The sequence below is a fragment of the Serratia sp. EC4 genome, from assembly GCF_059652115.1.
This window is the reverse complement of record NZ_JBNIDE010000001.1, coordinates 37,102-59,298: the sequence shown is the minus strand read 5'-3', so window position 1 is coordinate 59,298 and position 22,197 is coordinate 37,102. Positions and strand designations below refer to the sequence as shown.

Annotated in this window: 23 protein-coding genes; 11 read left to right on the top strand and 12 right to left on the bottom strand. The window is 61.8% G+C overall.

Translation table 11 applies throughout. From position 1 onward, the window contains the following. Window positions 1-22: 22 nt before the first annotated feature. The gene (ydfG, locus tag ACP39K_RS00305; protein WP_033640443.1) at window positions 23-772 is read left to right on the top strand and encodes a bifunctional NADP-dependent 3-hydroxy acid dehydrogenase/3-hydroxypropionate dehydrogenase YdfG; all 750 of its coding nucleotides are present in this window, start codon (window positions 23-25) and stop codon (window positions 770-772) included. A gap of 36 nt (window positions 773-808) precedes the next feature. Here the strand turns inward: ydfG and ACP39K_RS00300 are convergent, their stop codons facing one another. After that, the gene (locus ACP39K_RS00300) at window positions 809-1,135 is read right to left on the bottom strand and encodes a YnfA family protein (protein ID WP_048796260.1); all 327 of its coding nucleotides are present in this window, start codon (window positions 1,133-1,135) and stop codon (window positions 809-811) included. Between the two features lie 148 nt (window positions 1,136-1,283). Here ACP39K_RS00300 and ACP39K_RS00295 point away from each other — a divergent pair, with 148 nt between their 5' ends. After that, a complete protein-coding gene (locus ACP39K_RS00295; protein ID WP_004938560.1) occupies window positions 1,284-1,652 on the top strand; it encodes a DUF1283 family protein in 369 nt (122 codons plus the stop codon). Between the two features lie 89 nt (window positions 1,653-1,741). Beyond that, window positions 1,742-2,041, top strand: a complete 300-nt coding sequence (locus tag ACP39K_RS00290; RefSeq protein WP_004938557.1) for a DUF1161 domain-containing protein — start codon at window positions 1,742-1,744, stop codon at window positions 2,039-2,041. Window positions 2,042-2,097: 56 nt separating this feature from the next. On the opposite strand, the gene ACP39K_RS00285 is transcribed toward ACP39K_RS00290, so the two are convergent. After that, window positions 2,098-3,585 (bottom strand): MDR family MFS transporter, encoded by a 1,488-nt coding sequence (locus ACP39K_RS00285; RefSeq protein WP_497008206.1) that lies wholly within the window; start codon window positions 3,583-3,585, stop codon window positions 2,098-2,100. A gap of 508 nt (window positions 3,586-4,093) precedes the next feature. Here ACP39K_RS00285 and ACP39K_RS00280 point away from each other — a divergent pair. The 5 genes from ACP39K_RS00280 to clcB all read left to right on the top strand — a co-directional run bounded on the left by ACP39K_RS00280 (window position 4,094) and on the right by clcB (window position 8,954). After that, entirely contained in the window at window positions 4,094-4,810 is a 717-nt protein-coding gene (locus ACP39K_RS00280) for an ABC transporter permease (protein WP_004938551.1), read from the top strand. Between the two features lie 64 nt (window positions 4,811-4,874). Beyond that, window positions 4,875-5,732 carry a glycine betaine ABC transporter substrate-binding protein gene (locus tag ACP39K_RS00275; RefSeq protein WP_227944616.1) on the top strand — a complete coding sequence of 286 codons (858 nt, stop codon included), beginning with the start codon at window positions 4,875-4,877 and terminating at the stop codon, window positions 5,730-5,732. Window positions 5,733-5,740: 8 nt separating this feature from the next. Next, complete coding sequence (gene osmW, locus ACP39K_RS00270) at window positions 5,741-6,391, top strand: osmoprotectant ABC transporter permease OsmW (RefSeq protein ID WP_004938544.1); 651 nt, start codon at window positions 5,741-5,743, stop codon at window positions 6,389-6,391. Further along, window positions 6,388-7,527, top strand: a complete 1,140-nt coding sequence (gene osmV / locus ACP39K_RS00265) for an osmoprotectant ABC transporter ATP-binding protein OsmV (protein ID WP_497008205.1) — start codon at window positions 6,388-6,390, stop codon at window positions 7,525-7,527. The genes osmW and osmV overlap by 4 nt, the downstream gene beginning before the upstream one ends. 125 nt (window positions 7,528-7,652) lie before the next feature. Next, a complete protein-coding gene (clcB, locus tag ACP39K_RS00260; RefSeq protein WP_016927862.1) occupies window positions 7,653-8,954 on the top strand; it encodes a voltage-gated ClC-type chloride channel ClcB in 1,302 nt (433 codons plus the stop codon). Here clcB and ACP39K_RS00255 read toward each other — a convergent pair. Then, window positions 8,951-9,343: a helix-turn-helix domain-containing protein gene (locus ACP39K_RS00255; RefSeq protein ID WP_089184565.1), complete on the bottom strand. Its 393-nt coding sequence runs from the start codon at window positions 9,341-9,343 to the stop codon at window positions 8,951-8,953. The two genes, clcB and ACP39K_RS00255, sit on opposite strands and share 4 nt — an antisense overlap. A 69-nt stretch (window positions 9,344-9,412) precedes the next feature. On the opposite strand from ACP39K_RS00255, the gene ACP39K_RS00250 reads away from it, so the two are divergent. Continuing rightward, window positions 9,413-9,907: a DUF2938 family protein gene (locus ACP39K_RS00250; RefSeq protein ID WP_089184564.1), complete on the top strand. Its 495-nt coding sequence runs from the start codon at window positions 9,413-9,415 to the stop codon at window positions 9,905-9,907. 6 nt (window positions 9,908-9,913) lie between these two features. On the opposite strand, the gene bioD is transcribed toward ACP39K_RS00250, so the two are convergent. The 3 genes from bioD to ACP39K_RS00235 all read right to left on the bottom strand — a co-directional run bounded on the left by bioD (window position 9,914) and on the right by ACP39K_RS00235 (window position 12,991). Further along, window positions 9,914-10,579: a dethiobiotin synthase gene (gene bioD / locus ACP39K_RS00245; protein ID WP_033640451.1), complete on the bottom strand. Its 666-nt coding sequence runs from the start codon at window positions 10,577-10,579 to the stop codon at window positions 9,914-9,916. A 144-nt stretch (window positions 10,580-10,723) separates the two neighbouring features. Beyond that, window positions 10,724-11,941: a sugar metabolism global transcriptional regulator Mlc gene (gene mlc, locus ACP39K_RS00240; protein ID WP_016927865.1), complete on the bottom strand. Its 1,218-nt coding sequence runs from the start codon at window positions 11,939-11,941 to the stop codon at window positions 10,724-10,726. Between the two features lie 159 nt (window positions 11,942-12,100). After that, window positions 12,101-12,991 carry a LysR family transcriptional regulator gene (locus ACP39K_RS00235; protein WP_049298953.1) on the bottom strand — a complete coding sequence of 297 codons (891 nt, stop codon included), beginning with the start codon at window positions 12,989-12,991 and terminating at the stop codon, window positions 12,101-12,103. 147 nt (window positions 12,992-13,138) lie between these two features. Between ACP39K_RS00235 and ACP39K_RS00230 the strand changes: the two genes are divergently transcribed. Next, on the top strand, window positions 13,139-14,407 hold the full coding sequence (locus ACP39K_RS00230) for an MFS transporter (RefSeq protein WP_031300458.1): 1,269 nt from the start codon (window positions 13,139-13,141) through the stop codon (window positions 14,405-14,407). Between the two features lie 51 nt (window positions 14,408-14,458). Here ACP39K_RS00230 and ACP39K_RS00225 read toward each other — a convergent pair whose 3' ends face one another. Together ACP39K_RS00225 and ACP39K_RS00220 are read right to left on the bottom strand one after the other, a co-directional pair. Further along, entirely contained in the window at window positions 14,459-15,745 is a 1,287-nt protein-coding gene (locus ACP39K_RS00225) for a glycoside hydrolase family 10-like protein (protein ID WP_199559162.1), read from the bottom strand. A 126-nt stretch (window positions 15,746-15,871) separates the two neighbouring features. Continuing rightward, window positions 15,872-17,668: a glycoside hydrolase family 3 protein gene (locus tag ACP39K_RS00220; RefSeq protein WP_089184562.1), complete on the bottom strand. Its 1,797-nt coding sequence runs from the start codon at window positions 17,666-17,668 to the stop codon at window positions 15,872-15,874. A 277-nt stretch (window positions 17,669-17,945) separates the two neighbouring features. Here ACP39K_RS00220 and tus point away from each other — a divergent pair, with 277 nt between their 5' ends. Then, window positions 17,946-18,884, top strand: coding sequence for a DNA replication terminus site-binding protein (gene tus / locus ACP39K_RS00215; protein WP_497008204.1), 939 nt, complete (start codon window positions 17,946-17,948; stop codon window positions 18,882-18,884). Here the strand turns inward: tus and ACP39K_RS00210 are convergent. From ACP39K_RS00210 to ACP39K_RS00195, 4 genes are all read right to left on the bottom strand, one after another. After that, window positions 18,874-19,242 (bottom strand): VOC family protein, encoded by a 369-nt coding sequence (locus ACP39K_RS00210; protein ID WP_033640462.1) that lies wholly within the window; start codon window positions 19,240-19,242, stop codon window positions 18,874-18,876. The genes tus and ACP39K_RS00210 overlap by 11 nt on opposite strands. A 90-nt stretch (window positions 19,243-19,332) precedes the next feature. Further along, window positions 19,333-20,022, bottom strand: coding sequence for a helix-turn-helix transcriptional regulator (locus ACP39K_RS00205; RefSeq protein WP_089184560.1), 690 nt, complete (start codon window positions 20,020-20,022; stop codon window positions 19,333-19,335). 61 nt (window positions 20,023-20,083) lie between these two features. Then, entirely contained in the window at window positions 20,084-21,481 is a 1,398-nt protein-coding gene (gene fumC / locus ACP39K_RS00200; RefSeq protein WP_016927873.1) for a class II fumarate hydratase, read from the bottom strand. Window positions 21,482-21,711: 230 nt separating this feature from the next. Continuing rightward, complete coding sequence (locus tag ACP39K_RS00195) at window positions 21,712-22,179, bottom strand: hypothetical protein (protein WP_497008203.1); 468 nt, start codon at window positions 22,177-22,179, stop codon at window positions 21,712-21,714. Window positions 22,180-22,197 lie beyond the last annotated feature (18 nt).

Here is a 22,197-nt window from a genome sequence, read left to right as displayed (position 1 = left end):
AAAACAGTTGAGGAACAGCAACATGATTATTTTTGTTACCGGCGCCACCTCCGGTTTCGGTGAGGCTATTGCGCGCCGTTTTATCCGTGAAGGCCACCAGGTGATCGCCGCCGGGCGCCGCCTTGAGCGTCTCGAAGAGCTACAAGAAGAACTGGGCGAAGCGCTGCACATCGTGCGGCTCGACGTGCGCAACCGCGCCGCCATTCAACAGGCGATCGAGGCACTGCCGGCCGAGCTGCGTCAGATTGACGTGCTGGTGAACAACGCCGGGCTGGCGTTGGGGCTGGAGCCGGCGCACAAGGCCAACGCCGATGACTGGGAAACCATGATCGACACCAACGCCAAGGGGCTGGTGAACATGACCCGCGCGCTGTTGCCGGCCATGGTCGAGCGCAACGTCGGCCATGTGATCAACATCGGCTCCACCGCCGCCAACTGGCCTTACGCCGGCGGCAACGTGTACGGCGCCACCAAGGCATTCGTCAAACAGTTCAGCCTGGGCCTGCGCGCCGATCTGCACGGCACGCGCATTCGCGTGACCGATATCGAGCCGGGCCTGGTGGGCGGCACCGAATTCTCCAACGTGCGATTCAAGGGCGATGACGGCAAGGTCAACAAAACCTACGAAGGCGCCGATGCGCTGACGCCGGAAGACATTGCCGAGTCGGTGTTCTGGGTCGCGACGTTGCCGGCGCGCGTCAACATCAACACGCTGGAAATGATGCCGGTCAGCCAGTCCTTCGCCGGGCTGAACATCCACCGCGGCGCCTGAGCCGCGACGGCGGGAGGCGACTCCCGCCGCGTTTCCTCAGGCCGCGCGCCAGCCGGAAACGATAATCAGCATGCCCGCCAGCGCCACGCCGGCGCCGATCCAATCCAGCGCAGACAGCTTGACCCCGTCCACCACCCGCAGCCACAGCAGCGCGGTCGCCACATACACACCGCCGTAGGCCGCATAGACCCGCCCGCTGGCAGCCGGATGCAGCGTCAATAGCCAGACAAACAGCATCAGGCTCAATGCCGCCGGCAGCAGCAGCCAGGCGCCGCCCTGCTTCTTGAGCCACAGGTAAGGCAGGAAACAGCCGATAATTTCAGCCAGGGCGGTGGCGAAAAACAACAGCGTAGTTTTTAACATCGGTCGCAGTTTTCTCTCGATAAAGTAAACGAATCGGCGCTTGGCTGGTGAATTCCAGGAGCGCGGTGGTATATTTATCACCACGCCTGCGGGCGAGGTAACGCCAGTGCCGCCATCATCAGGCGCACTCACTCATAAGGATGAAACGATGAAAACATTTTCGACCCAACGACTGCTGCGCGGGATGCTGCCGGTCGCCATGCTGGCCGTCATGGGCGCCTGGCAGGCGCCGGCGCTGGCCGCCACCTGCACGCAGGGCAGCACCTGCGTCACCGTCGATGGCAAAGGCAGCGGCGCGATGAGTACCGAAGAAGCGCGCCAAAGCAAAGAGCAGTGGAATGATACCAAATCCCTGCGCCACAAGGTCAACACCCGCGTCGAGAAAGAGTTCGACAAGGCCGATCGCGCGGCGGATGACGAAGACCGCTGCAACGACAGCAACAACGTCAACGCCTACTGGGAACCGGACACCCGTAAATGCCTGGATCGCCAGACCGGGCGTCGGATTAATCCTTAATCCGCCTGCGGCGGGCGGGCATGCGTGAAACCCGGCCGCCGTTGCTGCTATCCTGTTACAGGAAGTTCATTGTCTAAAAGGATGACGTGATGAAGAAAACGCTGATATTAACCGCTGTATTGCTGGCCGGCGCCCCATTGGCGGCCCTGGCCTCCTGTGAAAGCGTGAAAGCGGACATTTCGCAAAAAATCGTCAATAACGGCGTTCCGGAGTCCGGCTTCAAACTGGAGATCGTGCCTAACGATCAGGCCGATCAAGCGGGCGGCCAGGTGGTCGGCCACTGCGAAAACGACACCCAGAAGATCGTTTATACCCGCCTGAACAATGGCGACGATAGTGGTGACGCGGCGCAGACCGGCACCAGCCAGGACACCTCCAACGCGCAGTAAGCCGCATCGGCTACCCAGGGCGCGCAACAGCCGCGCCCTTTCCTTTTCATTTTCCTTTACGCCTGCTCCGCCTCTTCCTCTTCGCCTTGCGGCCGACAACGCGCCGGGATCAGCATCGCCGCCGCCAGCGCCAGCAACGACACCAACGCCGACACCAGGAATACCCAATGCAGCGAAGCCGCCACCTGCTGGATAAGCTGCGCCAGCGCCTCGCTCCCCATGCTCTGGCGCACCGCCGGCTCCATCAGACGCTGCACCGGATCGTCAATTTCCGGCAAACGCCACTGCAGGTTGAGGTTCAGCGTGGCGCCCAAAATCGCGGTGCCGATGGCCGAACCCACCATGCGGGTAAACACCGTACAGGCGGTGGCAATGCCGCGAATGCTGTAATGCGCCGCGTTCTGCACCGACACTAAAAACGTCGTGTTGCACAATCCCATGCCGGCGCCGACCATAAACGCCGCCACCCGGCCCCACAGCAGACCGCCGTTCGGCTGCAACATCAGCAGGATCAGGCCGCCTGCCACCAACAGCAGTGCGCCCAGCAGCGCCGTGGCGCGATACGAAGTCATCAGCATCAAACGGCCGCTCAGCGTGCTGGCCAACGGCCAACCAATCGACATCAGCGCCAGCGTGGTGCCCGCCTCCAGCGGTGAGCCCCCCATCACGCCCTGAATGAAGGTCGGCAGAAAGGCGCTGATGCCCATCATCGCCGCGCCAATCACCAGCCCGCCGATGTTGCCGGCGACGATCACCCGGCTTTGCCACAGCGCCAACGGGAACAGCGGTTCGACCGCGCGCCGCTCCTGACGTATCAACAGCGCCAGCGACGCCGCCGCCAGCGCCAACAACGGCGCCACCCACCATCCGAGGCTTTCCATCTGCAACAACGCCAGCAGCAGCGCCGAAACGAACAGCGTCAGCCAGGCGGTGCCCGCCAGATCCAGCGCGTGCCGCCGCAGTTGCTGATGCGCCGGCAGATAGCGCCAGAGGAAGAACATCGCCAACAGGCCGATCGGCAGGTTGACCCAGAACACCAGCGCCCACGGCAGGTGTTGCACGATAAACGCGCCCAGCAGCGGGCCGATGATCGCCGATACGCCCCACACGCTCGACAGGTAGCCCATCACCTTCGGCCGTTCGGTGGCGCTGTAGATATCACCGATGATGGTGGACGCGATCGGCATGATGGCGCCGGCGCCCAATCCCTGCAATAAGCGGAAGCCGATCAGCCAATACATGTCGGGGGCGAAGCCGCACAGCACCGATCCCAGCAGGAACAGCGTCGTGCCGAAGAAGAACACCCGCTTGCGGCCGTAGAGATCCGCCAGCCGGCCGTAGATGGGAATGGTGATCGCCTGCGCCAGCAAATAGACCGCGAACACCCAGCCCAGCAGCGAGAAGCCGCCGAGATCGCCGATGATGGTCGGCATGGCGGTGGCGACGATGGTGGCTTCGATCGCCGACATGAACATCGCCAGCATGCAGGCGATCAGGATCAGCGGGCGATGGGCAATGGGTGCGGGTGAAACGTTATTTGTCATGGCGTTATGCAGGCTTCCTGGCGTTTTTATTTTCCCTGAGTATATCAGCAAGCGCCTGCGCCAAGTCTATCCGCCTTCACATCCCGCCGTTGCCGATAGCGAATCGCACCATTTGGACTAACTGTTACGGCGTAACGTTTTGCCGCGATTTTTTTTCACTTTACGCGCATCCCAGCGCTGACGCGGGCTGCGGCGCCAATACGGGCAAACTCAATCAGCTGATTTTGCTCATAAAACTTGGCACGGTCAACGACAGGGTGCTATACCTTCCCTAGCCGGCGCCTTTGGGCCTCGTGCTTTCTCGGGTTTAAATATCAGTATCTTATGCTGATTAACTCACGTATTGAGCCTACGTTCAGCACGCTGTGCCGAACGCACCCTTCGCTCAATGTCGCTAACCTCATGCGAAACGCCCGTTTTGTACCGCCACGCCCGCCGGGCCGTGGGCAACAATCAGAGCGGAATGCGCCGCCTATCGGCCGCTCCGCGCAACGGAGGACGCAACATCATGCACAAGTCAGCGCCATACCGGCGCCTGCTCCTCGGGAGCCTGTTGTTTATCGCCGTCATCGCGCTGCTGGTTTACGGCATCGGTTGGGAAACCCTCAAGTCGCGCCGGGAAGATTTGATCTACCTCGGCCAGCAACACATGTTCCTGGTGGTGTGTTCCATGCTGCTGTCGCTGCTGGTCGGCATTCCCAGCGGCATCCTGCTGAGCCGCCCTTTCGCCCGCCGCTGGGCGGAGCACGTGATGCAGATCTTTAACGTCGGCAACACCCTGCCGCCGCTGGCGGTGCTGGCGCTGGCGATGGTGATCATCGGCATCGGCGACCGGCCGGCGGTGGTGGCGTTGTTCCTCGCCTCGCTGCTGCCTATCGTGCGCAATACCTATGCCGGCCTGCGTTCGGTGCCGCCGGCGCTGGTCGAGGCCGCCAACGGTATTGGCATGACCGCCGGACAGCGGCTGCGCCAGGTCGAACTGCCCAACGCCCTGCCGGTGATCTTCGCCGGGGTGCGCATCGCGATGGCGATTAACGTCGGCACCGCGCCGCTGGCGTTTTTGATCGGCGCCAGCAGCTACGGCGAGCTGATCTTCCCCGGCATCTACCTGAACGACTTCCCGACGCTGATCCTCGGCGCCGCCGCCACCGCGCTGATCGCCCTGCTGCTCGATCTGGCGCTGGCCGGTCTCGGCCGCCGGCTCAGCCCGCACACCGCATCCTGATGGGAGAAACGCGATGACTCGATGGTTACAACCCCTCCGCCACGCGCTGCTGTTCTCCTTGCTGATGACCGGCGCGGCCGCCTGGGCCGCCCCGCTGACGCTGGCGAGCAAGAACTTTACCGAACAGCGCATTCTGTCGGCGATCACCGTGCAATACCTGCGGGCCAAAGGTTTTCAGGTCGAACCCAAAACCAATCTGGCTACGGTGATCACCCGCAACGCGATGATCAACAAACAGATCGACATGACCTGGGAATACACCGGCACCTCGCTGATCATCTTTAACCATATCAATAAGCGCATGTCGCCGCAGGAAACCTACGACACGGTGAAAAAGCTCGACGCCAAACTCGGCCTGGTGTGGCTGCAGCCGGCGGACATGAACAACACCTATGCCTTCGCCATGCAGCGCCGGCGCGCGGAAAAAGAGCAGATCCGCACGATGTCGCAGCTGGTGGCCAAAGTGGAACAGGTGCGTAAAACCGATCCGAAACACAACTGGCTGCTGGGGCTGGATCTGGAGTTCGCCGGCCGTTCGGACGGCCTGAAACCGATGCAGGCGCTGTACGACATGCCGCTGGATCGCCCGCAAATCCGCCAGATGGACCCCGGCCTGGTCTACAACGCCATCCGCGACGGCTTCGTCGACGCCGGGCTGGTGTACACCACCGACGGCCGGGTGAAAGGCTTCGATCTGCAGGTGCTGGAAGACGACAAAGGCTATTTCCCGAGCTATGCGGTCACGCCGGTGGTGCGCGCCGACGTGTTGCAAAACACGCCGGGGCTGGAAGCGGCGCTGAACACGCTGTCGAAACAGTTCAACAATCAGGTGATCACCGAGCTTAACGCCAAGGTGGATATCGACTACCAGACGCCGCAACAGGTCGCCGACGCGTTCCTCAAGCAGCGCGGCCTGATTTAGGAGGCATGATGAATACCTTACTTTACGCCTGGCAAAACTGGGCCTATATCGCCGGATTGACGCTGGAACACCTGCTGCTGGTCGGCATCGCCGTCGGCCTGGCGATCCTGATCGGCGTGCCGCTCGGCGTGCTGATCGTCCGCCACAAATGGCTGGCGACGCCAGTGCTGAGCCTGGCCACGCTGGTGCTGACCGTGCCCTCCATCGCCCTGTTCGGGCTGATGATCCCGCTGTTTTCCTTAATCGGCCACGGCATTGGCTACGTACCGGCGATCACCGCGGTGTTCCTCTACTCGCTGCTGCCGATCGTACGCAATACCCACACCGCGCTCGACAACCTGCCCGGCGGGCTGCGCGAAGCCGGCCGCGGCATCGGCATGACGTTCTGGCAACGCCTGCGCTGGGTGGAGATCCCGGTGGCGCTGCCGGTCATTTTCGGCGGCATTCGCACCGCCGTGGTGATGAATATCGGCGTGATGGCGATCGCCGCGGTGATCGGCGCCGGCGGCCTCGGCCTGCTGCTGCTCAACGGCATCAGCAGCAGCGACATTCGCCAGTTGATTACCGGCGCCGTGATGATCAGCCTGCTGGCGATCGTCCTCGATTGGTTATTGCACCGCTTGCAAATTGCGCTCACGCCCAAGGGGATCCGCTCATGATTAAATTGGAAAATCTGACCAAACAGTTCATGCAGAAGAACGGCACACCGTTCAACGCCGTCGACAACATCAATCTGGACGTGCCGGAAGGCGAAATCTGCGTGCTGCTCGGCCCTTCCGGCTGCGGCAAAACCACCACGCTGAAGATGATCAACCGCCTGATCGAACCCACCGGCGGCACCATTCTGATCAACGGTGAAGACACCAGCGCGCTGGATACCGTCAGCCTGCGCCGCAAAATCGGCTACGTCATCCAGCAGATCGGTCTGTTCCCCAACATGACCATCGAGGAGAACATCACCGAAGTGCCGCGCATGCTGGGCTGGGACAAAAAACGCTGCCACGATCGCGCCGAGGAGCTGATGAGCATGGTGGCGCTGGATCCCAAGCGCTTTTTGCACCGCTACCCGAAAGAGATGTCCGGCGGGCAGCAGCAACGCATCGGCGTGATCCGCGCGCTGGCGGCCGATCCGCCGGTGCTGCTGATGGATGAACCTTTCGGCGCGGTGGATCCGATCAACCGCGAAACCATCCAGAACGAGTTTCTCGACATGCAGCGCCAGCTAAAAAAGACCGTGATGCTGGTCAGCCACGACATCGACGAAGCGCTGAAGCTCGGCGATCGCATCGCGGTGTTCCGCCAGGGCAAGATCGTGCAGAACGCCAGCGCCGATGAGCTGCTGGCGCGCCCGGCGAACGACTTCGTCGCCTCCTTTGTCGGTCAGGACCGCACGCTGAAGCGCCTGCTGCTGGTGCAGGCCGGCGACGTGGCCGATCAACAGGAAACGGTGACGGTGCGGCGGGAGACGCCGCTAGTGGAGGCGTTCGGGCTGATGGACGATATCGACGCCCGCTCGGTGACGGTGGTGGACGCCGACGGCAAACCGCTGGGCTACGTCAAACGCCGTGAGGCGCGCGGCGCGCCCGGGGTGTGCGCCGACAGCCTGCACCGCTTTCGCGTCACCGCCCGCGCGGAGGAGAACCTGCGCGTAGTGCTGTCCAAGCTGTACGAACACAACACCTCCTGGATGCCGATCGTCGATGAAGACGGCCGCTACAGCGGCGAAATCTCGCAGGATTATATCGCCGACTACCTCAGTTCCGGCCGCACGCGCCGGGTGTTGACGCCGCAATAACCCCCGCCGGGGCGCTCGCCGCCCCGCCTATGCCGCAGTTTGCTAAAGATTCACTGGTCATCGGCCGGAGCGCCAAGCACAATGCGCTGATGACCCTTTGATTTTTCTCACGACGCCGCCCACGCATGAAAAGATTGGTCCACCTGCACCACTATCGCGCCCTGCTGCGCAGCCTGTTTATCGCCGTGTTTATCGGCGTCGCCGCCGCCCTGGCGGTGTGGCTGTTCCACCGTTCGATGATTGGCCTCGAGTGGCTGCTGCTCGGCAATGCCGACGGCAGCCTGGTGGCCGCCGCCGCCGCGCTGCCCGGCTGGCGACGCGCGCTGACGCCCGCCCTGGGCGGTCTGGCGGCGGGCCTGCTGCTGTATATTCACCAGCGCTACCGTCACCAGCGTCCGGCGGCGCCCACCGACTATATGGAAGCGATTGAGACCGGCAACGGCAAGCTGGATACCGGCGCCAGTCTGGTGAAGTGTCTGGCGTCGCTGCTGGTGGTGTCGAGCGGCAGCGCCATCGGCCGTGAAGGCGCGATGATCCTGCTGGCGGCGCTGGTGGGATCGCTCTTCGCCCAGCGCTTTACGCACGAGAAAGAATGGAAACTGTGGGTGGCCTGCGCCGCCGCCGCCGGGATGGCCAGCGCCTATCATGCGCCGTTGGCGGGCAGCCTGTTTATCGCCGAGATCCTGTTCGGCACCCTGATGCTGGCCTCGCTCGGCCCGGTGGTGATCGCCGCAGTGAGCGCCCTGCTGATGACCAACCTGCTCAACGGCGGCCAGGCGCCGCTCTACCTGGTGACGCCGCTCGCCGCCCCTCTGCCGACGCAATACCTGCTGATGGCGCTGGTCGGCGTGGTGGCCGGCGCCGGCGGGCCGCTGTTTTTGTGGTTGATGACCGCCACCGGCCGCGCGTTCCGATCGCTGCGGTTGAAGCCGCCGTTGCAGCTGGCGCTGGGCGGCCTGATCGTCGGGCTGCTTTCGCTGCTGTTCCCACAGGTGTGGGGCAACGGTTACAGCGTGGTGCAGGCGCTGCTGATCGCGCCGCCGGGGGTGTTGCTGCTGGGCGCGATCCTGGTATGCAAGCTGTTGGCGATCCTCGCCAGCAGCGGGTCGGGCGCGCCCGGCGGGGTCTTCACCCCGACGCTGTTCGTCGGCGCCGCGCTCGGTTCTATCATCGGTCAGCTGTTCGGCCTGTGGCCGGGCATGGATGCGGCGGTGCCGCTGCTGCTGGCGCTGACCGGCATGGCCACCCTGCTGGCCGCCACCACCCATGCGCCGATCATGGCGGCGCTGATGGTGTTTGAAATGACCGGCGAATACGCGCTGCTGCCCGGCATTCTGCTGGCCTGCGTGATCGCCACCACCGTGTCGCGCGGCCTGCGGCCGGTATCGGTATACCACACCGCGCCACCACCCAAACGCGAGGCTTAAAACTCTCCCTGCTGCAGCAGCTTCCTGAACTGCGGGCACTGCAGGTGTTCCGGTTCAGGGCAATCGACCATGTGCTGCAAACCGGCGCGCACCTGCCCCAGACGCCGCAGGGTGTGATCCAGTTCTTCAATCCGCGCCGCCAGCAGCCGGCGATCGAGGGCAATGCGTCCCCGCTCGTCAAACAGCGAGGCGATCTCGTCCAGCGTAAATCCCGCCAGCCGCCCGAGGGCGATCAGCTTCAGTTGATCCAGCACCCCAGCGGCGTATTGGCGACGTAAACCATTGCGGCCTATCGACGCGATCAGCCCTTTTTTCTCGTAATGCCGCAGCGCCGAGGGCGCAATACCGCTCAAACGCGCCACCTCGCCAATATCCAGTTCTTTTGCCATTGACTTGAAGTCGACTTTAAGTTGCACACTGTGCGCACATTATCACGTTACTGAGTTAAGGACACCCGCATGACCCTCGATATGTTAGCGCGCATTCTGTTCATCGGCGCCGGCGCCACCCTCTGCATGGATTTGTGGGCGTTGCTGCTGAAGCGACGCTTCGGCATCCCTTCCCTCGATTACGCGCTGGTGGGCCGCTGGTTTCTCGGCATGTTCGACGGCCGCTGGTTTCACGCCACCATCGTCACGGCGCCGCCGCGCCAGGGCGAGAGAAAAATCGGCTGGATATTGCACTATGCCATCGGCATCGCGTTCGCCTTTATCCCGCTCGGCTTGGCGGGCATCGAGTGGTACGCAGCGCCGACGCCGATCGTCGCGCTGTTGAGCGGCTGGCTGAGTCTGGCGGCGCCGTTTCTGGTGATGCAGCCTGCGCTGGGCTTTGGCGTGGCGGCGGCGAAAACCGCCAACCCGAGAAGAGCGCGGTTGCTCAGCCTGCTCACCCACACGGTGTATGGGCTGGGCCTGCTGATCGCCGCCCGGTTGTTGGCGGCGCTTTGCGCCTGAGCGAGCTTACAGCAGCGTGGAAATGTCGAGGTAGTGCGCCAGTTCGCGCTGCTCCGCGCGCGGCAGGTACGGAATTTCACCCAGCAGCGGCGCGGAAATGCGCTGCTGCAGCGCCGCGATGGTTTCGGCATAGTGCGCCAACCCCGGATTGATGCGGTTGGCGACCCAGCCCAACAACGGCAGGCCGTCATTGATAATCGACTGTGCGGTCAGCAACGCGTGGCTGACGCAGCCCAGCTTGATGCCCACCACCAGCACCACCGGCAGCTGTTCCTGCACCACCCACTCGGCGTAAGGCCGCAGATCGTTCATCAGCACCCGCCAACCGCCGCTGCCTTCCACCACCACCGTATCGGCTTTGGCGGACAGATCCCGCAGACCGCTGCTCATCACGCCATAGTTGATGTCCTCGGTCGCATGCGCGTGAAACACCTCATCCAGGCAGGTGATGGGGTTGATCTCCTCGTAGGACAGCGGCAGGGTTGAAGATGCCTGCAATACCAAAGCGTCTTTATTGCGGATGCCCTCGCTGGTTTCCTGGCAGCGCGCGGCGATCGGCTTGTAGCCGGCCACCGAGCGGCCTTCGGCGGCCAGCGCCTGCATCAACCCGCGGGAAACCACGGTTTTACCGACGTCGGTATCCGTGCCTGTCACAAATAAACGCTTCAACATGAATAAAATGCCCCAGAATGCCCCGTTAACAATGTATCGCCGCACCGGCGGCGAAGAAGTCTTTCGGAAAAATTCTAGGGGATGCTGCCGCGTAGGGGCTTGAGGTAGCTCAATCTTTTGCAGGATTAATAAGAAGTTCTGATGTTAGCCTTGCAGCAGTTGCACCAGCAATGAACCATTGTACAGCGCCTCTTTCACCAGCGCCGCGCCGGGCATGGTGCCCTGATTGAAGAACTGCGTGGATTCGACCTTGACCTGCTCGCTGTAGGCCGGCAGCGCCTGCTGGCGAATGCAGGAGACGATGGCCGGGTGCAGGATCTCCGCCGCGCGGTTGAGCGGCGAGCCCACCAGGATCTTCTCCGGATTGAACAGGTTGACCATGATAGCCAGAATGCGCCCCACGCTGTGACCGACGCCGAGAATGATGTCCCGCGCCAGCTGATCGCCCGCCAGCGCGGCGTCGCACAGCGATTCGACGGTCAGCGGCGCGCCGTGCAGGCTGGAGCTCATCGAGCCGCTCAGCCGCTGCTGGGCGATCTCCAGCATGTTCTCGATGCTGGCCACGGTTTCGAGACAGCCGTGGTTGCCGCAGTAGCAGCGTTTGCCGTAGGGATCGACCTGGGTGTGGCCGATCTCCACCACGCTGTGGCTGCCGGCGTGCAGCACGTGGCCGCCGGTGATCACGCCGGCGCCGACGTTGTGGTCGATCACCACCTGAATCACGTTCTGGCTGCCGCGCGAGGCGCCATATAGCGCCTCGGCCATGGTCCAGGCGCTGATGTCGTGCTGCAGGTAAACCGGCAGACCGGTGCGGGTTTCCAGCGCCGGGCCGAGCGGCATCTCCAGCACGTCGTAAAACGGCATGCGGTGCACCACGCCGGACTGCACGTCGATCATGCCCGGCAGCGTAATGGCGATCGCCGTCAGCCGCTCCAGCTTGCTTTGGTGGCGGATAAAGAATTGGTCGACTTCGGTCAGGATGCGTTTCAGCAGCGGTTCGGGGTGTTCGGCCGCCAGCGGCAGCTGCTCCTCCACCACCAGTTTACTGCTGAGATCGCGCAGCGCCAGCGTGATGCTGCCGCGGCTGATACGGGCGGACAGGTAATGCCAGGCCTCGGTGTCCAGCACCAGCCCCACCGCCGGGCGGCCCCGGCTGCCGATTTCCTGGTACTCGGTTTCCTTGACCAGATGGGCTTCCAGCAGTTCGCGCACGATCTTGGTGATGCTGGCGGGCGCCAGCTGCGCGCGTTTTGACAGTTCGATACGCGAAATCGGGCCCAGCTGATCGATTAGCCGATAAACCGCCCCCGCATTGGTCTGCTTGATTTGATCGATATGCCCAGGCTGCCCAACCGCAATCACAAACCTGCTCCTACAATTTTTCGCGCTTCTAAATAAAGACTAGGGGTTATGGTGGGGCTTTTGTCATACAGCGTCAACTATTTGATTAGTTATGTGATTTGCTGCACAAATTCCTCGCAATTTCAGCGTGAATTGATTTTTATTTGCCCAAGTTCAACGTCATTTCAGCATCAACGCCATCAGCGCCTGCGCGGCAGCGGTCAGCGGCCGGCGGCGGTGATGCACCAGCCACACTTCGGTGGTGGCGTCCGGCTCCGCCAGCGGCAAATAGCGCACGCCGTCCACCCTCACCCGGGCGAAAGACGCCGGCAGAATCGAGACGCCCAATCCGGCGGAGACCAGCCCGATGATGGTCATCGCTTCCCCCACTTCCTGGGTGATATACGGGGTAATGCCGGCTTTGCCGAGCAGCAGCAGAATTTCGTCGTACAGCGCGGTGCCCACTTCGCGCGAGAAGAACACGAACGGCTCCCGCGCCAAGTGTTGAAACCGCAGCGCGCCGCCGGGCGTTTCCGCCAGCGGATGCCCTTCCGGCACCACCGCCACCAGCGGCTCACGCAGCAGCAGCTGATAGTGCAGCGCCTCCGGCAGCCGCGTATTGCGCATCACCCCCAGATCCAGCTCACCATTCAGCAGCGGTTCGATCTGCTGTTTGGTGTTGATTTCGCGCATCTTGATGTGCACCTGCGGGGACTGCTGGCGAAAGGCGCGCAGGCTGCGCGCCACCACGCCGATAAAGGGCGCGGAAGAAGTAAAGCCGATGGTCATTTCCCCCAGTTCGCCGCGATCCAGGCGCGCCGCCTTTTCCGCCGCGCGCCCGACCTGATCGAGCACCTGATAGGCTTCTTTGAGGAACATCTCCCCGGCTTGCGTCAAGCTGACGTTGCGGTTGTTGCGCGCCAGCAAGCGCGCGCCGACCATCTCTTCCAGCGCCTGAATTTGCTGGCTGAGCGGCGGCTGGGAGATGCGCAACCGCTCGGCGGCGCGGCCAAAATGCAGCTCTTCCGCCACGGCGATAAAATAACGCAGGTGTCTCAGTTCGATATTCATATTTAAAACATCTTAATTTGAATTATTAATATATTAGACAAAAAAATCGCCGCTCCCTATCATTTTGTTATCTGCAAAGTATCTGTTTATCTCCCCGAAGTTCGGTAAGGAAACGCTGTGACAACCCCTGTGCGTTCTGCGGCCGCGATGCCGTCGACGCTGGCCGCCAACGATGACGCGGCCGCTGCGCCAAAAGTAAAACGCTCCACCCTCAACAACAAACTCCCCTATATCGAACGCGGCACGCCGCAGTTTATGCGCGTAACGCTGGCGCTGTTTTCCGCCGGGCTGGCGACCTTCGCGTTGCTTTACTGCGTGCAGCCGATCCTGCCGGTGCTGTCGCAAGATTTCGGCGTCTCGCCAGCCGAAAGCAGCCTGTCGCTCTCGGTCTCTACCGGCCTGCTGGCGATCGGCCTGATGTTCACCGGGCCGCTGTCCGACGCCATCGGCCGCAAGTCGGTGATGGTGGTAGCGCTGTTGCTGGCGGCAGTCTGCACGCTGATTTGCGCCTTTATGACCAGCTGGCACGGCATTTTGCTGATGCGCGCGCTGATCGGCCTGTCGCTGAGCGGCGTGGCGGCGGTCGGCATGACCTATCTCAGCGAAGAGATCCATCCCAGCTTCGTCGCCTTCTCGATGGGGTTGTACATCAGCGGCAACTCGATCGGCGGCATGAGCGGCCGCCTGGTGACCGGGGTGTTGACCGACTTCTTCTCCTGGCGCGTCTCGCTCGGGGTCATCGGCCTGTTCGCCCTCGCCGCCGCCTGCATGTTCTGGCGTATCCTGCCTGCCTCGCGGCATTTTCGCGCCAGCTCGCTGCGCCCCCGCACGCTGCTGATCAACTTCAAACTGCATTGGCACGATAAGGGGCTGCCGCTGCTGTTCGCGGAAGGCTTTCTGCTGATGGGCAGCTTCGTCACCCTGTTCAACTACATCGGTTATCGCCTGCTGGCGGATCCTTATCATCTGAGCCAGGCGATCGTCGGCCTGCTGTCGGTGGTGTACCTCACCGGTTCCTACAGCTCGCCCAAGGCCGGCGCGCTCACCTCGCGCTTCGGGCGCGGCCCGGTGCTGCTGGCGTCGATCGTGATTATGCTGATCGGGATCCTGATTACCGCGCTACCGCAGGTGCCGGCGATCTTTATCGGCATGATGCTGTTCACCGCCGGTTTCTTCGCCGCCCACTCGGTGGCCAGCAGCTGGATTGGCCGCCGCGCGCGCCGCGCCAAAGGCCAGGCGTCATCGCTGTATCTGTTCTGCTATTACGTCGGCTCCAGCGTGGCCGGCACCCTCGGCGGCGTGTTCTGGCACAGCTTCGGCTGGAATGGCGTGGCGGCGTTCATCAGCCTGATGCTGTTGCTGGCGCTGCTGGTGGTGCATTACCTGAAACGCCTGCCGGAAGCGGCCCGTCTCTGAAAAGAAAAAGCCGCGGCGACTTGCCGCGGCTCGTCATGCCGGAGCCTGTGATTATTGACCGGTTGTCCAGCGGGTGCGCAGGTACTTCACGGCCTTATCCGTTTGCGGCTCGGTCAGATAACGTTGCCGGAACAGGATGGTTCCCCCCATCCCCGGCAGGCTCTCGTTGAGATCCAACTGCCTTTTCAGCTCGGGAACGCCGCCGTCGACGGTCCAGGCCGGTTCGCTCGCCGATGGCGTGCCCACTTTATACAGCGCCACCCCGGCATAAAGCCGAACCGGCGTGCCTTTCACCACCTCGGCCCACCAGTTGGCCAGCACGTCGTAGCGGACAATTTCACGATCAAAAGGCCAATACAGCTGCGGTGCGATGTAGTCGAGCAGCCCCAGCTTGACCCACTGGCGCGTATCGGCATAGGCCGTATCGTACGACGGCGCGCCGGCCCGCGTCGCCGAGCCGGCAGGATCGTCCGCTTGGTTTCGCCATACGCCCGCCGGGCTGACGCCAAACGCGACCGCGGGCTTCAACGCTTTGACGGTGGCGGAAACCTGTTTTATCAATTGCAGCGTATTGTCTCTTCGCCAGGCGGCTTTGTCTGCAAACCCTTGGCCGTATTCGCGATACGTCCTTTCATCATCCAGCGGCGATTGCGGCGTTTCGTAATAGAAATAATCGTCAAACTGAATGCCGTCGACATCATAGTTTTTGACGACTTCAGCCACCACGCCGGTGATCCAGTTGCGCACGTCGGGCAGACCAGGATCGAGCACGAAGCGATCGCTGGCGGTGCGTATCCAGTCGGGATGCAGCGCATAGACGCTGGCCGGCGGCGACTGCAGCGTATGATTAAGTGCATCTATCGTTTGCTGTCGGGTATTCATGGAAACCCGATAAGGGTTCAGCCAGGCGTGGACCTTGATGCCGCGCCGGTGCGCTTCTGTCAGCATAAAGGCCAGCGGATCATAACCGGGATCCTGGCCCACGGTGCCGGTCAATACCTCCGACCAGGGCAAGATGTCAGAACGCCACAGGGCCGTTCCGTCCGGTTTAACCTGAAAATACACCGTGTTAATCCCGGTTTTCACCATGTCGTCCAGCGCGTCCGTCAGCCCCTGCTTCTGCAGGCGCACCCGCTCTTGCGGGGATTCCGCTTTCAGCGAGGCCGCCGGCGGCCAGTCCAATCCAATGACCGTGGACAGCCAGATGCCCCGCATCGGTGTAACCGGCGGTGTCGGCCGCGAGGGCTTCTCCGGTTCGGGGGGCTTGGCGCATCCGCCCACGCCCAGCATGGCGGCCATCAACAGCCATCCGCCTAATTTTGTTGCGCCTGTCGGCATCAGTATTCTCCTTCCGTGAGTGACGGTTATCCCATGTCGCGGCGTGCGGAGCAAGAAACCGCCCGCTTTCTCAACGCTAGCAAGCTGCCGGCGTCGCCCTTTCTGACGACGCCGGTACTTGTCCCATTACCAGCTCAGCCCCGTCCCGCGAGGGAACGCCACCTTGCCGGTATTGGTTTGCTCATCGTAGTCGTGCCAGGTGTTGACCGGCAGTTTTCCGTGCGGTGTGATTTTACCCGTCAGCACCTGCGCCAGCGATACCATCGAGTGACCGCGCCATACGCCGCCGTCATAGCCGTAATAGGAATAGGTAGCGACAGCTGCCTCCACCTCTGCGGCATAGTTCACGATATCGTAAGGTGCGCGCAGTGAGAGATGAACGCGCTTTTTTCCCTGCTCGGCGGCGTATTTCAGCCAGCCTGGATAAGGACTGGTATCATTAGCCGCCCCGGTTGCGGAGGTCACGACCCCATCCTGCTCGGCAGGCGTAAAGCGGGTTGAGAGGGTTCCGATCAAGAACACGTCGCAGCCGGCAATATGTTCCCTGACCTGGGCGTCGCTCAGTTCCGTTTCCTTCGCGGCCACGACGTTCTGATAGCCCTCCTGCGCCATCACGTTCGCGATGCCGTTGGCCTGCTCGCCCCACGGCGTCAGAATAAAGTAGCGCAGCGCCTTGTCCTTTAGCGGCAGCAGACATTGACGGTTGATAACCACGGTAATGGAACGATCGGCGATGCGCTTTTCCAGCCTGTGCGCTGACGACGCAACGTCGTTGGAACAAGGTTTATCGCTATGGCCCATCAGGCCATGGCGTAATTTCAGGCGCAAAATGCGCTCGACCGAGGCATCGATATCAGCCTCGCTGAGATGCCCGGTTTTCACCCGCTCCACAATGTAGCGGATAAGCTCGGGCAGCAGGCTCGCCTGCGCCGGCGAGGCGATGCTGACAGGCATCAGAGCAATATCCACCCCGGCGCTAAAGACGTTTTCAGCCGCCGCTTGCTGGCTGAAATGCTCGGCAATCGCGCCCATATCCAGCGCGTCTGAAATCGTTACGCCGGCATAACCCAGCTCATTGCGCAGGATCTGGGTCTGGATTTCGCGCGACATGGTGGCCGGCACCGTGATTTTATCACCGTTGCGGGTGTCGATCTGGCTGTTATCCAGTGCGGGGTACTGAATATGCGCAGTCATCACCATGTCCGGCGCCACGCAGCGGTCAATGGCCTGCTTGTAAGGCGCGATATCGATGGCAAAGGCCTCTTCCCGCGTACGATCGACGCGCGGCAAACCGGTATGCGAATCGGTGGAGGTGCTGCCATGGCCGGGGAAGTGTTTGTACGCGGTGATCAGCCCTTGCTGCTTCATCCCCGCCACCATTTTCTCGGCCAGGCGGGCAACGGTGTTCTTATCATCGCTGAAGGCGCGAACGTTAATCACCGGGTTGAACGGGTTGGTGTTGACGTCCACGACCGGGGCAAAGTTGGTATTGATATGCAACGCGCGCATATCCTGGGCCATCAGTTTGCCCTGTTCAACGGCGAGCTGTTTATCCGCGCCGCCCTCAATCGCCGCCGCCAGCGCCATATTGCCGGGGAATGAGGCGTAGTCGCCGCGCGGCAGCCGGAAAACGTTACCGCCTTCGTTATCCGTGCCAATAAACAAACGAACGCCGGCGTGCGTTTTCATCGCGGCATACCAGGCCGTCAGCGTTTTGATCTGCTGCTTGTCTTTCAGATTATTGGCAAACAGGATCACCCCACCTATGTGGTTATCGGTGATCAGCTTGCCAATGGCTGCATCGGGAACGGTCATATCCTGATTGCTGCTACCGTTCTGATCCCAGTAGCGAAAATCCAGCATGATTTTTTGCCCGATCTTCTCTTCCAGCGTCATGTTTTTGACTTTCTGTTTAATATCCACCGTAAACCTCCGTTTAAAGCACCCGTTAATGACAGAAGAAAAGATAACCCGAGGGGCTTATAGCGTCCTGCCATTCTGTTTGTTCCAGCGATTGGACAACGGCAAACAAGAAATGGACTAAACAAAAAATAAACGAGCGAGAGAATTCCCCCTGCTGCCCGCCCTATTTCCCCTGGCAAGCTGGGCGGGCAGTTTAGCCGAGTATTGCCCCATTGCCGATGTTGCCCCCAGTCGGCCACTCTTCTATAGTATGTTGTAACTAATATAGGGGTGAGCGATGAGCAGATACGATGTGATTGGCCGAATGAACGCCTGCTTTAACGAGCTGGAGCAGGCGCTCGGCGCGTTGCAGCAGCAGATCGCCCCGCTGCGGTTGCTGGCGGCACGGGTGTTCAGCCTGCCGGAGGTTGAAAAAGGCCAGGAACATCAGGCGATTTCGCATATCGCGGTCGAGCAGCATGTGGGGCAAGCGGCGCGCGATCTGGCGCTGGAACACTATCAGCGGCTCTTCATCCATCATAACCGGGAGAATGTCAGCAGCAAGGCCGCCGTGCGCCTGCCCGGCGTCATCTGTCTGGCGGTGGAGCAACCGGAATATCAGACGTTGCAGACGCAGTTAGCGCTGATCAACCGCCTGAAGAGCGAACTGGAGCAGATTATCACCGTCGATTCCGGTCTGGCGCCGGAGCAGCGTTTCGAGTTCGTGCACACCCATCTGCACGGGCTGATTACCCTCAGCGCCTACCGCACCCTCACCGCCCTGACCAATCCCGACTCCGTGCGTTTCGGCTGGGCCAACAAGCACATCATCAAAAACGTCAAGCGGGACGACATTCTGGCGCAGCTGGAGAAAAGCCTGAAAGCCGGCCGCGCGGTGCCGCCGCACAACCGTGAACAGTGGGCCGCCTTGGTCAGCCGCGAAATAGACGATGTCAGCCGCCTGCCGCAGCATGCGACGCTGAAAATCAAGCGGCCGGTAAAAGTGCAGCCGATCGCCCGGGTGTGGTATCAGCAGCAGCAAAAACAGGTGCAACATCCCTGCCCGCTGCCGCTGATCGCCCTGTGTCAGGTTGAAAACGGCGCTGCGGTGCCGAAGATTGGCGAGCTGCTCAACTACGACGCCGACGCGGTGAAACACCGTTACAAACCCGACGCCAGGCCGCTGCGGCTGCTGGTGCCGCGCTTGCACCTGTATGCCGACGACGCTACTCGCTGAGGGCATACACCCGCAGGCGATGGCCGTCCGGATCCCGCGCCACGAAGGTGTAACCGAATTCCATCTCGGTCGGCGTTTGCTCGATAGGCAGCCCGAGTTCGCGCCACTGGTTATAGCGCGCCTCGACCTCTTGCGGATCCTGGCACAAGAAGCCCAGCTCACCGCCGCCGCCGGTCAACGTGGCGGCGGGTTTTACCCCCTGTTTGGCCCACATCCCCAGCTTGAAGCCGTTGCTGAGTACGAACAGGGCGAAGCCGGGAGAAAGTTCCACCGGCGCCTGTCCCAGTAAACGTTGATAAAAGGCGGCGCTGTTGAGCGGGTTGTCGACGTAAAGCAGGGTCATGCTGGGAAGGGTCATCGGTCTGTCCTCTGGATGATGGGAACCGGTCGGTTCCCGATAGGCACAGACTAAGGCGCGCGACTGACAGTTTATGGCAGCAGCGTGCCGCTATTGCTCCGCAATGCCCTCGCTGAGGCGCCACTCTTTCAGCAGCCGCCGCCGGCCACGCGGATAGCGCTGTTCCAACGGCGTGGCGGCCTGGATGCGATCGAGGCGAAAATGGCGAAAGGCCTGACGCAGCTCGCACCAGGCGACCAACATCTGAAACTGCTCGAAAAAGCCCAGCGCAAAGGGCCACAGCAGGCGTTCGCTGCGCTGCCCCGCCAGATCGAGGTAGTCGATATGCAGTTTGCGCTCGCGGCGGATGGTGTCACGGATCAGCACCCGCATCTCATCCGCCACCGGCGGCGCCTGAACCGGCGCGATAAGCAGCGTATTGGCCTCCAGCTCCTCCCGCAGCGTCGGCGGCAGCACCGCGGCGATCTTGGCCAGCGCCTGGCCCGCGGCGCTCGCCAATTGGCTGTCGCCGCGGCGGCTGACCCAGCGCATCCCCAGCACCAGCGCTTCTGTCTCCGCCGGCGAGAACATCAACGGCGGCAGCATAAAGCCGGGGCGCAGCACATAGCCGACGCCCGCCTCACCGGCGATCTCCGCCCCCTGCTGCTGCAGCGTGGCGATATCGCGGTACAGGGTGCGCATGCTGATGCCCAGCGTCTGCGCCAGCGCATGGCCCGCCACCGGATAACGGTGGCTGCGCAGCAGCTGCATCAGATCGAGTAAACGTTGTGCGCGCGACATCTTAATTTCTCCATAAAAAAGGGGCTTACCTCAGTAAGCCCCCGGTTGCCTCACAGATCAATTATTTCTGCATGCTGCCGACCATCGCTTCCGGCCGCACCCACTCGTCGAACTGCGCTTCGGTCAGGTAGCCGAGCTTCAGCGCCGCGGCTTTCAGCGTCAGCCCTTCCTTGTGCGCTTTCTTGGCGATTTCCGCCGCTTTGTCATAACCGATGTGGGTGTTGAGCGCCGTCACCAGCATCAGCGATTCATTCAGCAATTGGGTGATGCGATCGCGGTTCGGTTCGATACCCACCGCGCAGTGCTCGTTGAAGCCCTGCATGCCGTCGGCCAGCAGGCGAATCGACTGCAGGTAGTTGTGGATCACCATCGGGCGGAACACGTTCAGCTCGAAGTTGCCGGAAGCGCCGCCGATGTTCACCGCCACGTCGTTGCCCAGCACCTGCGCGCACAGCATGGTCATCGCTTCGCACTGGGTCGGGTTGACCTTGCCCGGCATGATGGAACTGCCCGGCTCGTTCTCCGGGATCGAAATCTCACCGATGCCGCAGCGCGGGCCGGACGCCAGCCAACGCACGTCGTTGGCGATCTTCATCAGCGAAGCCGCCAGCCCTTTCAGCGCGCCATGCCCTTGCACCAGCGCGTCGCAGGTCGCCAGCGCTTCGAACTTGTTCGGCGCGGTGACGAACGGCTGATGGGTCAATTCCGCCAGCGCTTTAGCGACGCGCACCGCGTACTCCGGATGGGTGTTCAGGCCGGTGCCGACCGCCGTGCCGCCCAGCGCCAGCTCGGCAATGTGCGGGATACTGTCCTCGATGTGTTTCAGATTGTGCGCCAGCATCGCCGCCCAACCGGATATCTCCTGCCCCAGGGTCAGCGGCGTGGCGTCCTGCAGATGGGTGCGGCCGATTTTGACGATGTCGCGGTAGGCTTCGGCCTTGTCGCTCAGCGTCTTGTGCAGCACTTTCAGCTCGGGGATCAGGTGTTCGCGCAGCGCAATCACCGCCGCCACGTGCATCGCGGTGGGAAACACGTCGTTGGAGCTTTGGCTTTTATTGACGTCGTCGTTCGGGTGCACCTTGCGCTCTTCACCGCGCACGCCGCCCAGCAGCTCGCTGGCGCGGTTGGCCAACACTTCGTTCATGTTCATGTTGGTCTGGGTGCCGGAGCCGGTTTGCCAGATTGACAACGGGAACTGGTCGGCATGGCGATCCGCCAGCACTTCGTCGGCGGCCTTGATGATAGCGGCGCCCCGTTCGGCCGGCAGCAGCCCCAGATCCACGTTCACCTGCGCGGCGGCGCGCTTGGTCAACGCCAGCGCGTGGATCAGCGCGGTCGGCATCTTTTCGGAGGAAATACGGAAATGCGCCAACGAACGCTGGGTTTGCGCGCCCCACAGCTTGTCGGCCGGTACTTCGATGGGGCCCATAGAGTCTTTTTCGATACGAACGCCTGCCATCATGATCTCCTTAGCATAATTCCTAAAATTGTAGGGTTAGGCCGACGCGCTCCCCCCCGTCGGCATGCACTCCCAGTATAGTGACATAATAACTATTCGCATTAAGAGAGTTATCTCACAGCACGTTTCATCTCTTTTACCCATTAACGACGCGGTTATTTTCCGCCGGTTAACCCGCGGTGAAATAAACGGCCGGGAATGAGCCTGGAGAATAAAAATGTGGATAACCATTAATGCGGATGACGCGAATTAAAATTATTGATGCGTTGCGCCTGTAAATGATTGAGCTCATCGAACCGTTGCTGCTGCAGATGATTGATCTCGTCGTAGGCGTCCTGCCGTTCATTATGCCGATACGCCCCGGTCGCCGCACCGGCGGTGAGTGCCAGCGGATGCGTCACAGCCGCGACCGGCGCGGGTGTAACGACGATCGGTGCCGGCGCGATCACCACGGTGCGTGGCGCCGCGTAGGGATAGGCGACAATCACCGCCGCCTGGGTTGCGCCGGTGCAAAGCCCCAATAGCAACAACAGTTTTTTCATGCAACAGACCTCTTGTTTCGTTAAATCGACGTGTTGGCCGTTACGGTAAACGGGTCTGACGCGCAGGTTTAAGCTCAGCGTGTGATAGCCCGGCGCAGCGCGAAAATAATAATTAAGGGAATGGCTCAGACGGTAAAAAATAAATTCAGCCGACATAGTTTGACATGCTGAAAA

What these genes read in the sequence shown, in the direction of transcription:
- ACP39K_RS00195 (WP_497008203.1), bottom strand. Translation starts at nt 22,179, where the DNA reads ATGTCGGCTGAATTTATTTTTTACCGTCTGAGCCATTCCCTTAATTAT.
- ACP39K_RS00235 (WP_049298953.1), bottom strand. Translation starts at nt 12,991, where the DNA reads ATGAATATCGAACTGAGACACCTGCGTTATTTTATCGCCGTGGCGGAA.
- ACP39K_RS00255 (WP_089184565.1), bottom strand. Translation starts at nt 9,343, where the DNA reads ATGGCAAAAGAACTGGATATTGGCGAGGTGGCGCGTTTGAGCGGTATT.
- tus (WP_497008204.1), top strand. Translation starts at nt 17,946, where the DNA reads ATGAGCAGATACGATGTGATTGGCCGAATGAACGCCTGCTTTAACGAG.
- osmV (WP_497008205.1), top strand. Translation starts at nt 6,388, where the DNA reads ATGATTAAATTGGAAAATCTGACCAAACAGTTCATGCAGAAGAACGGC.
- ACP39K_RS00285 (WP_497008206.1), bottom strand. Translation starts at nt 3,585, where the DNA reads ATGACAAATAACGTTTCACCCGCACCCATTGCCCATCGCCCGCTGATC.
- ACP39K_RS00230 (WP_031300458.1), top strand. Translation starts at nt 13,139, where the DNA reads ATGCCGTCGACGCTGGCCGCCAACGATGACGCGGCCGCTGCGCCAAAA.
- bioD (WP_033640451.1), bottom strand. Translation starts at nt 10,579, where the DNA reads ATGTTGAAGCGTTTATTTGTGACAGGCACGGATACCGACGTCGGTAAA.
- ACP39K_RS00300 (WP_048796260.1), bottom strand. Translation starts at nt 1,135, where the DNA reads ATGTTAAAAACTACGCTGTTGTTTTTCGCCACCGCCCTGGCTGAAATT.
- ACP39K_RS00290 (WP_004938557.1), top strand. Translation starts at nt 1,742, where the DNA reads ATGAAGAAAACGCTGATATTAACCGCTGTATTGCTGGCCGGCGCCCCA.
- ACP39K_RS00250 (WP_089184564.1), top strand. Translation starts at nt 9,413, where the DNA reads ATGACCCTCGATATGTTAGCGCGCATTCTGTTCATCGGCGCCGGCGCC.
- fumC (WP_016927873.1), bottom strand. Translation starts at nt 21,481, where the DNA reads ATGGCAGGCGTTCGTATCGAAAAAGACTCTATGGGCCCCATCGAAGTA.
- ydfG (WP_033640443.1), top strand. Translation starts at nt 23, where the DNA reads ATGATTATTTTTGTTACCGGCGCCACCTCCGGTTTCGGTGAGGCTATT.
- ACP39K_RS00225 (WP_199559162.1), bottom strand. Translation starts at nt 15,745, where the DNA reads ATGCCGACAGGCGCAACAAAATTAGGCGGATGGCTGTTGATGGCCGCC.
- ACP39K_RS00280 (WP_004938551.1), top strand. Translation starts at nt 4,094, where the DNA reads ATGCACAAGTCAGCGCCATACCGGCGCCTGCTCCTCGGGAGCCTGTTG.
- clcB (WP_016927862.1), top strand. Translation starts at nt 7,653, where the DNA reads ATGAAAAGATTGGTCCACCTGCACCACTATCGCGCCCTGCTGCGCAGC.
- ACP39K_RS00210 (WP_033640462.1), bottom strand. Translation starts at nt 19,242, where the DNA reads ATGACCCTTCCCAGCATGACCCTGCTTTACGTCGACAACCCGCTCAAC.
- ACP39K_RS00275 (WP_227944616.1), top strand. Translation starts at nt 4,875, where the DNA reads ATGACCGGCGCGGCCGCCTGGGCCGCCCCGCTGACGCTGGCGAGCAAG.
- ACP39K_RS00295 (WP_004938560.1), top strand. Translation starts at nt 1,284, where the DNA reads ATGAAAACATTTTCGACCCAACGACTGCTGCGCGGGATGCTGCCGGTC.
- osmW (WP_004938544.1), top strand. Translation starts at nt 5,741, where the DNA reads ATGAATACCTTACTTTACGCCTGGCAAAACTGGGCCTATATCGCCGGA.
- ACP39K_RS00205 (WP_089184560.1), bottom strand. Translation starts at nt 20,022, where the DNA reads ATGTCGCGCGCACAACGTTTACTCGATCTGATGCAGCTGCTGCGCAGC.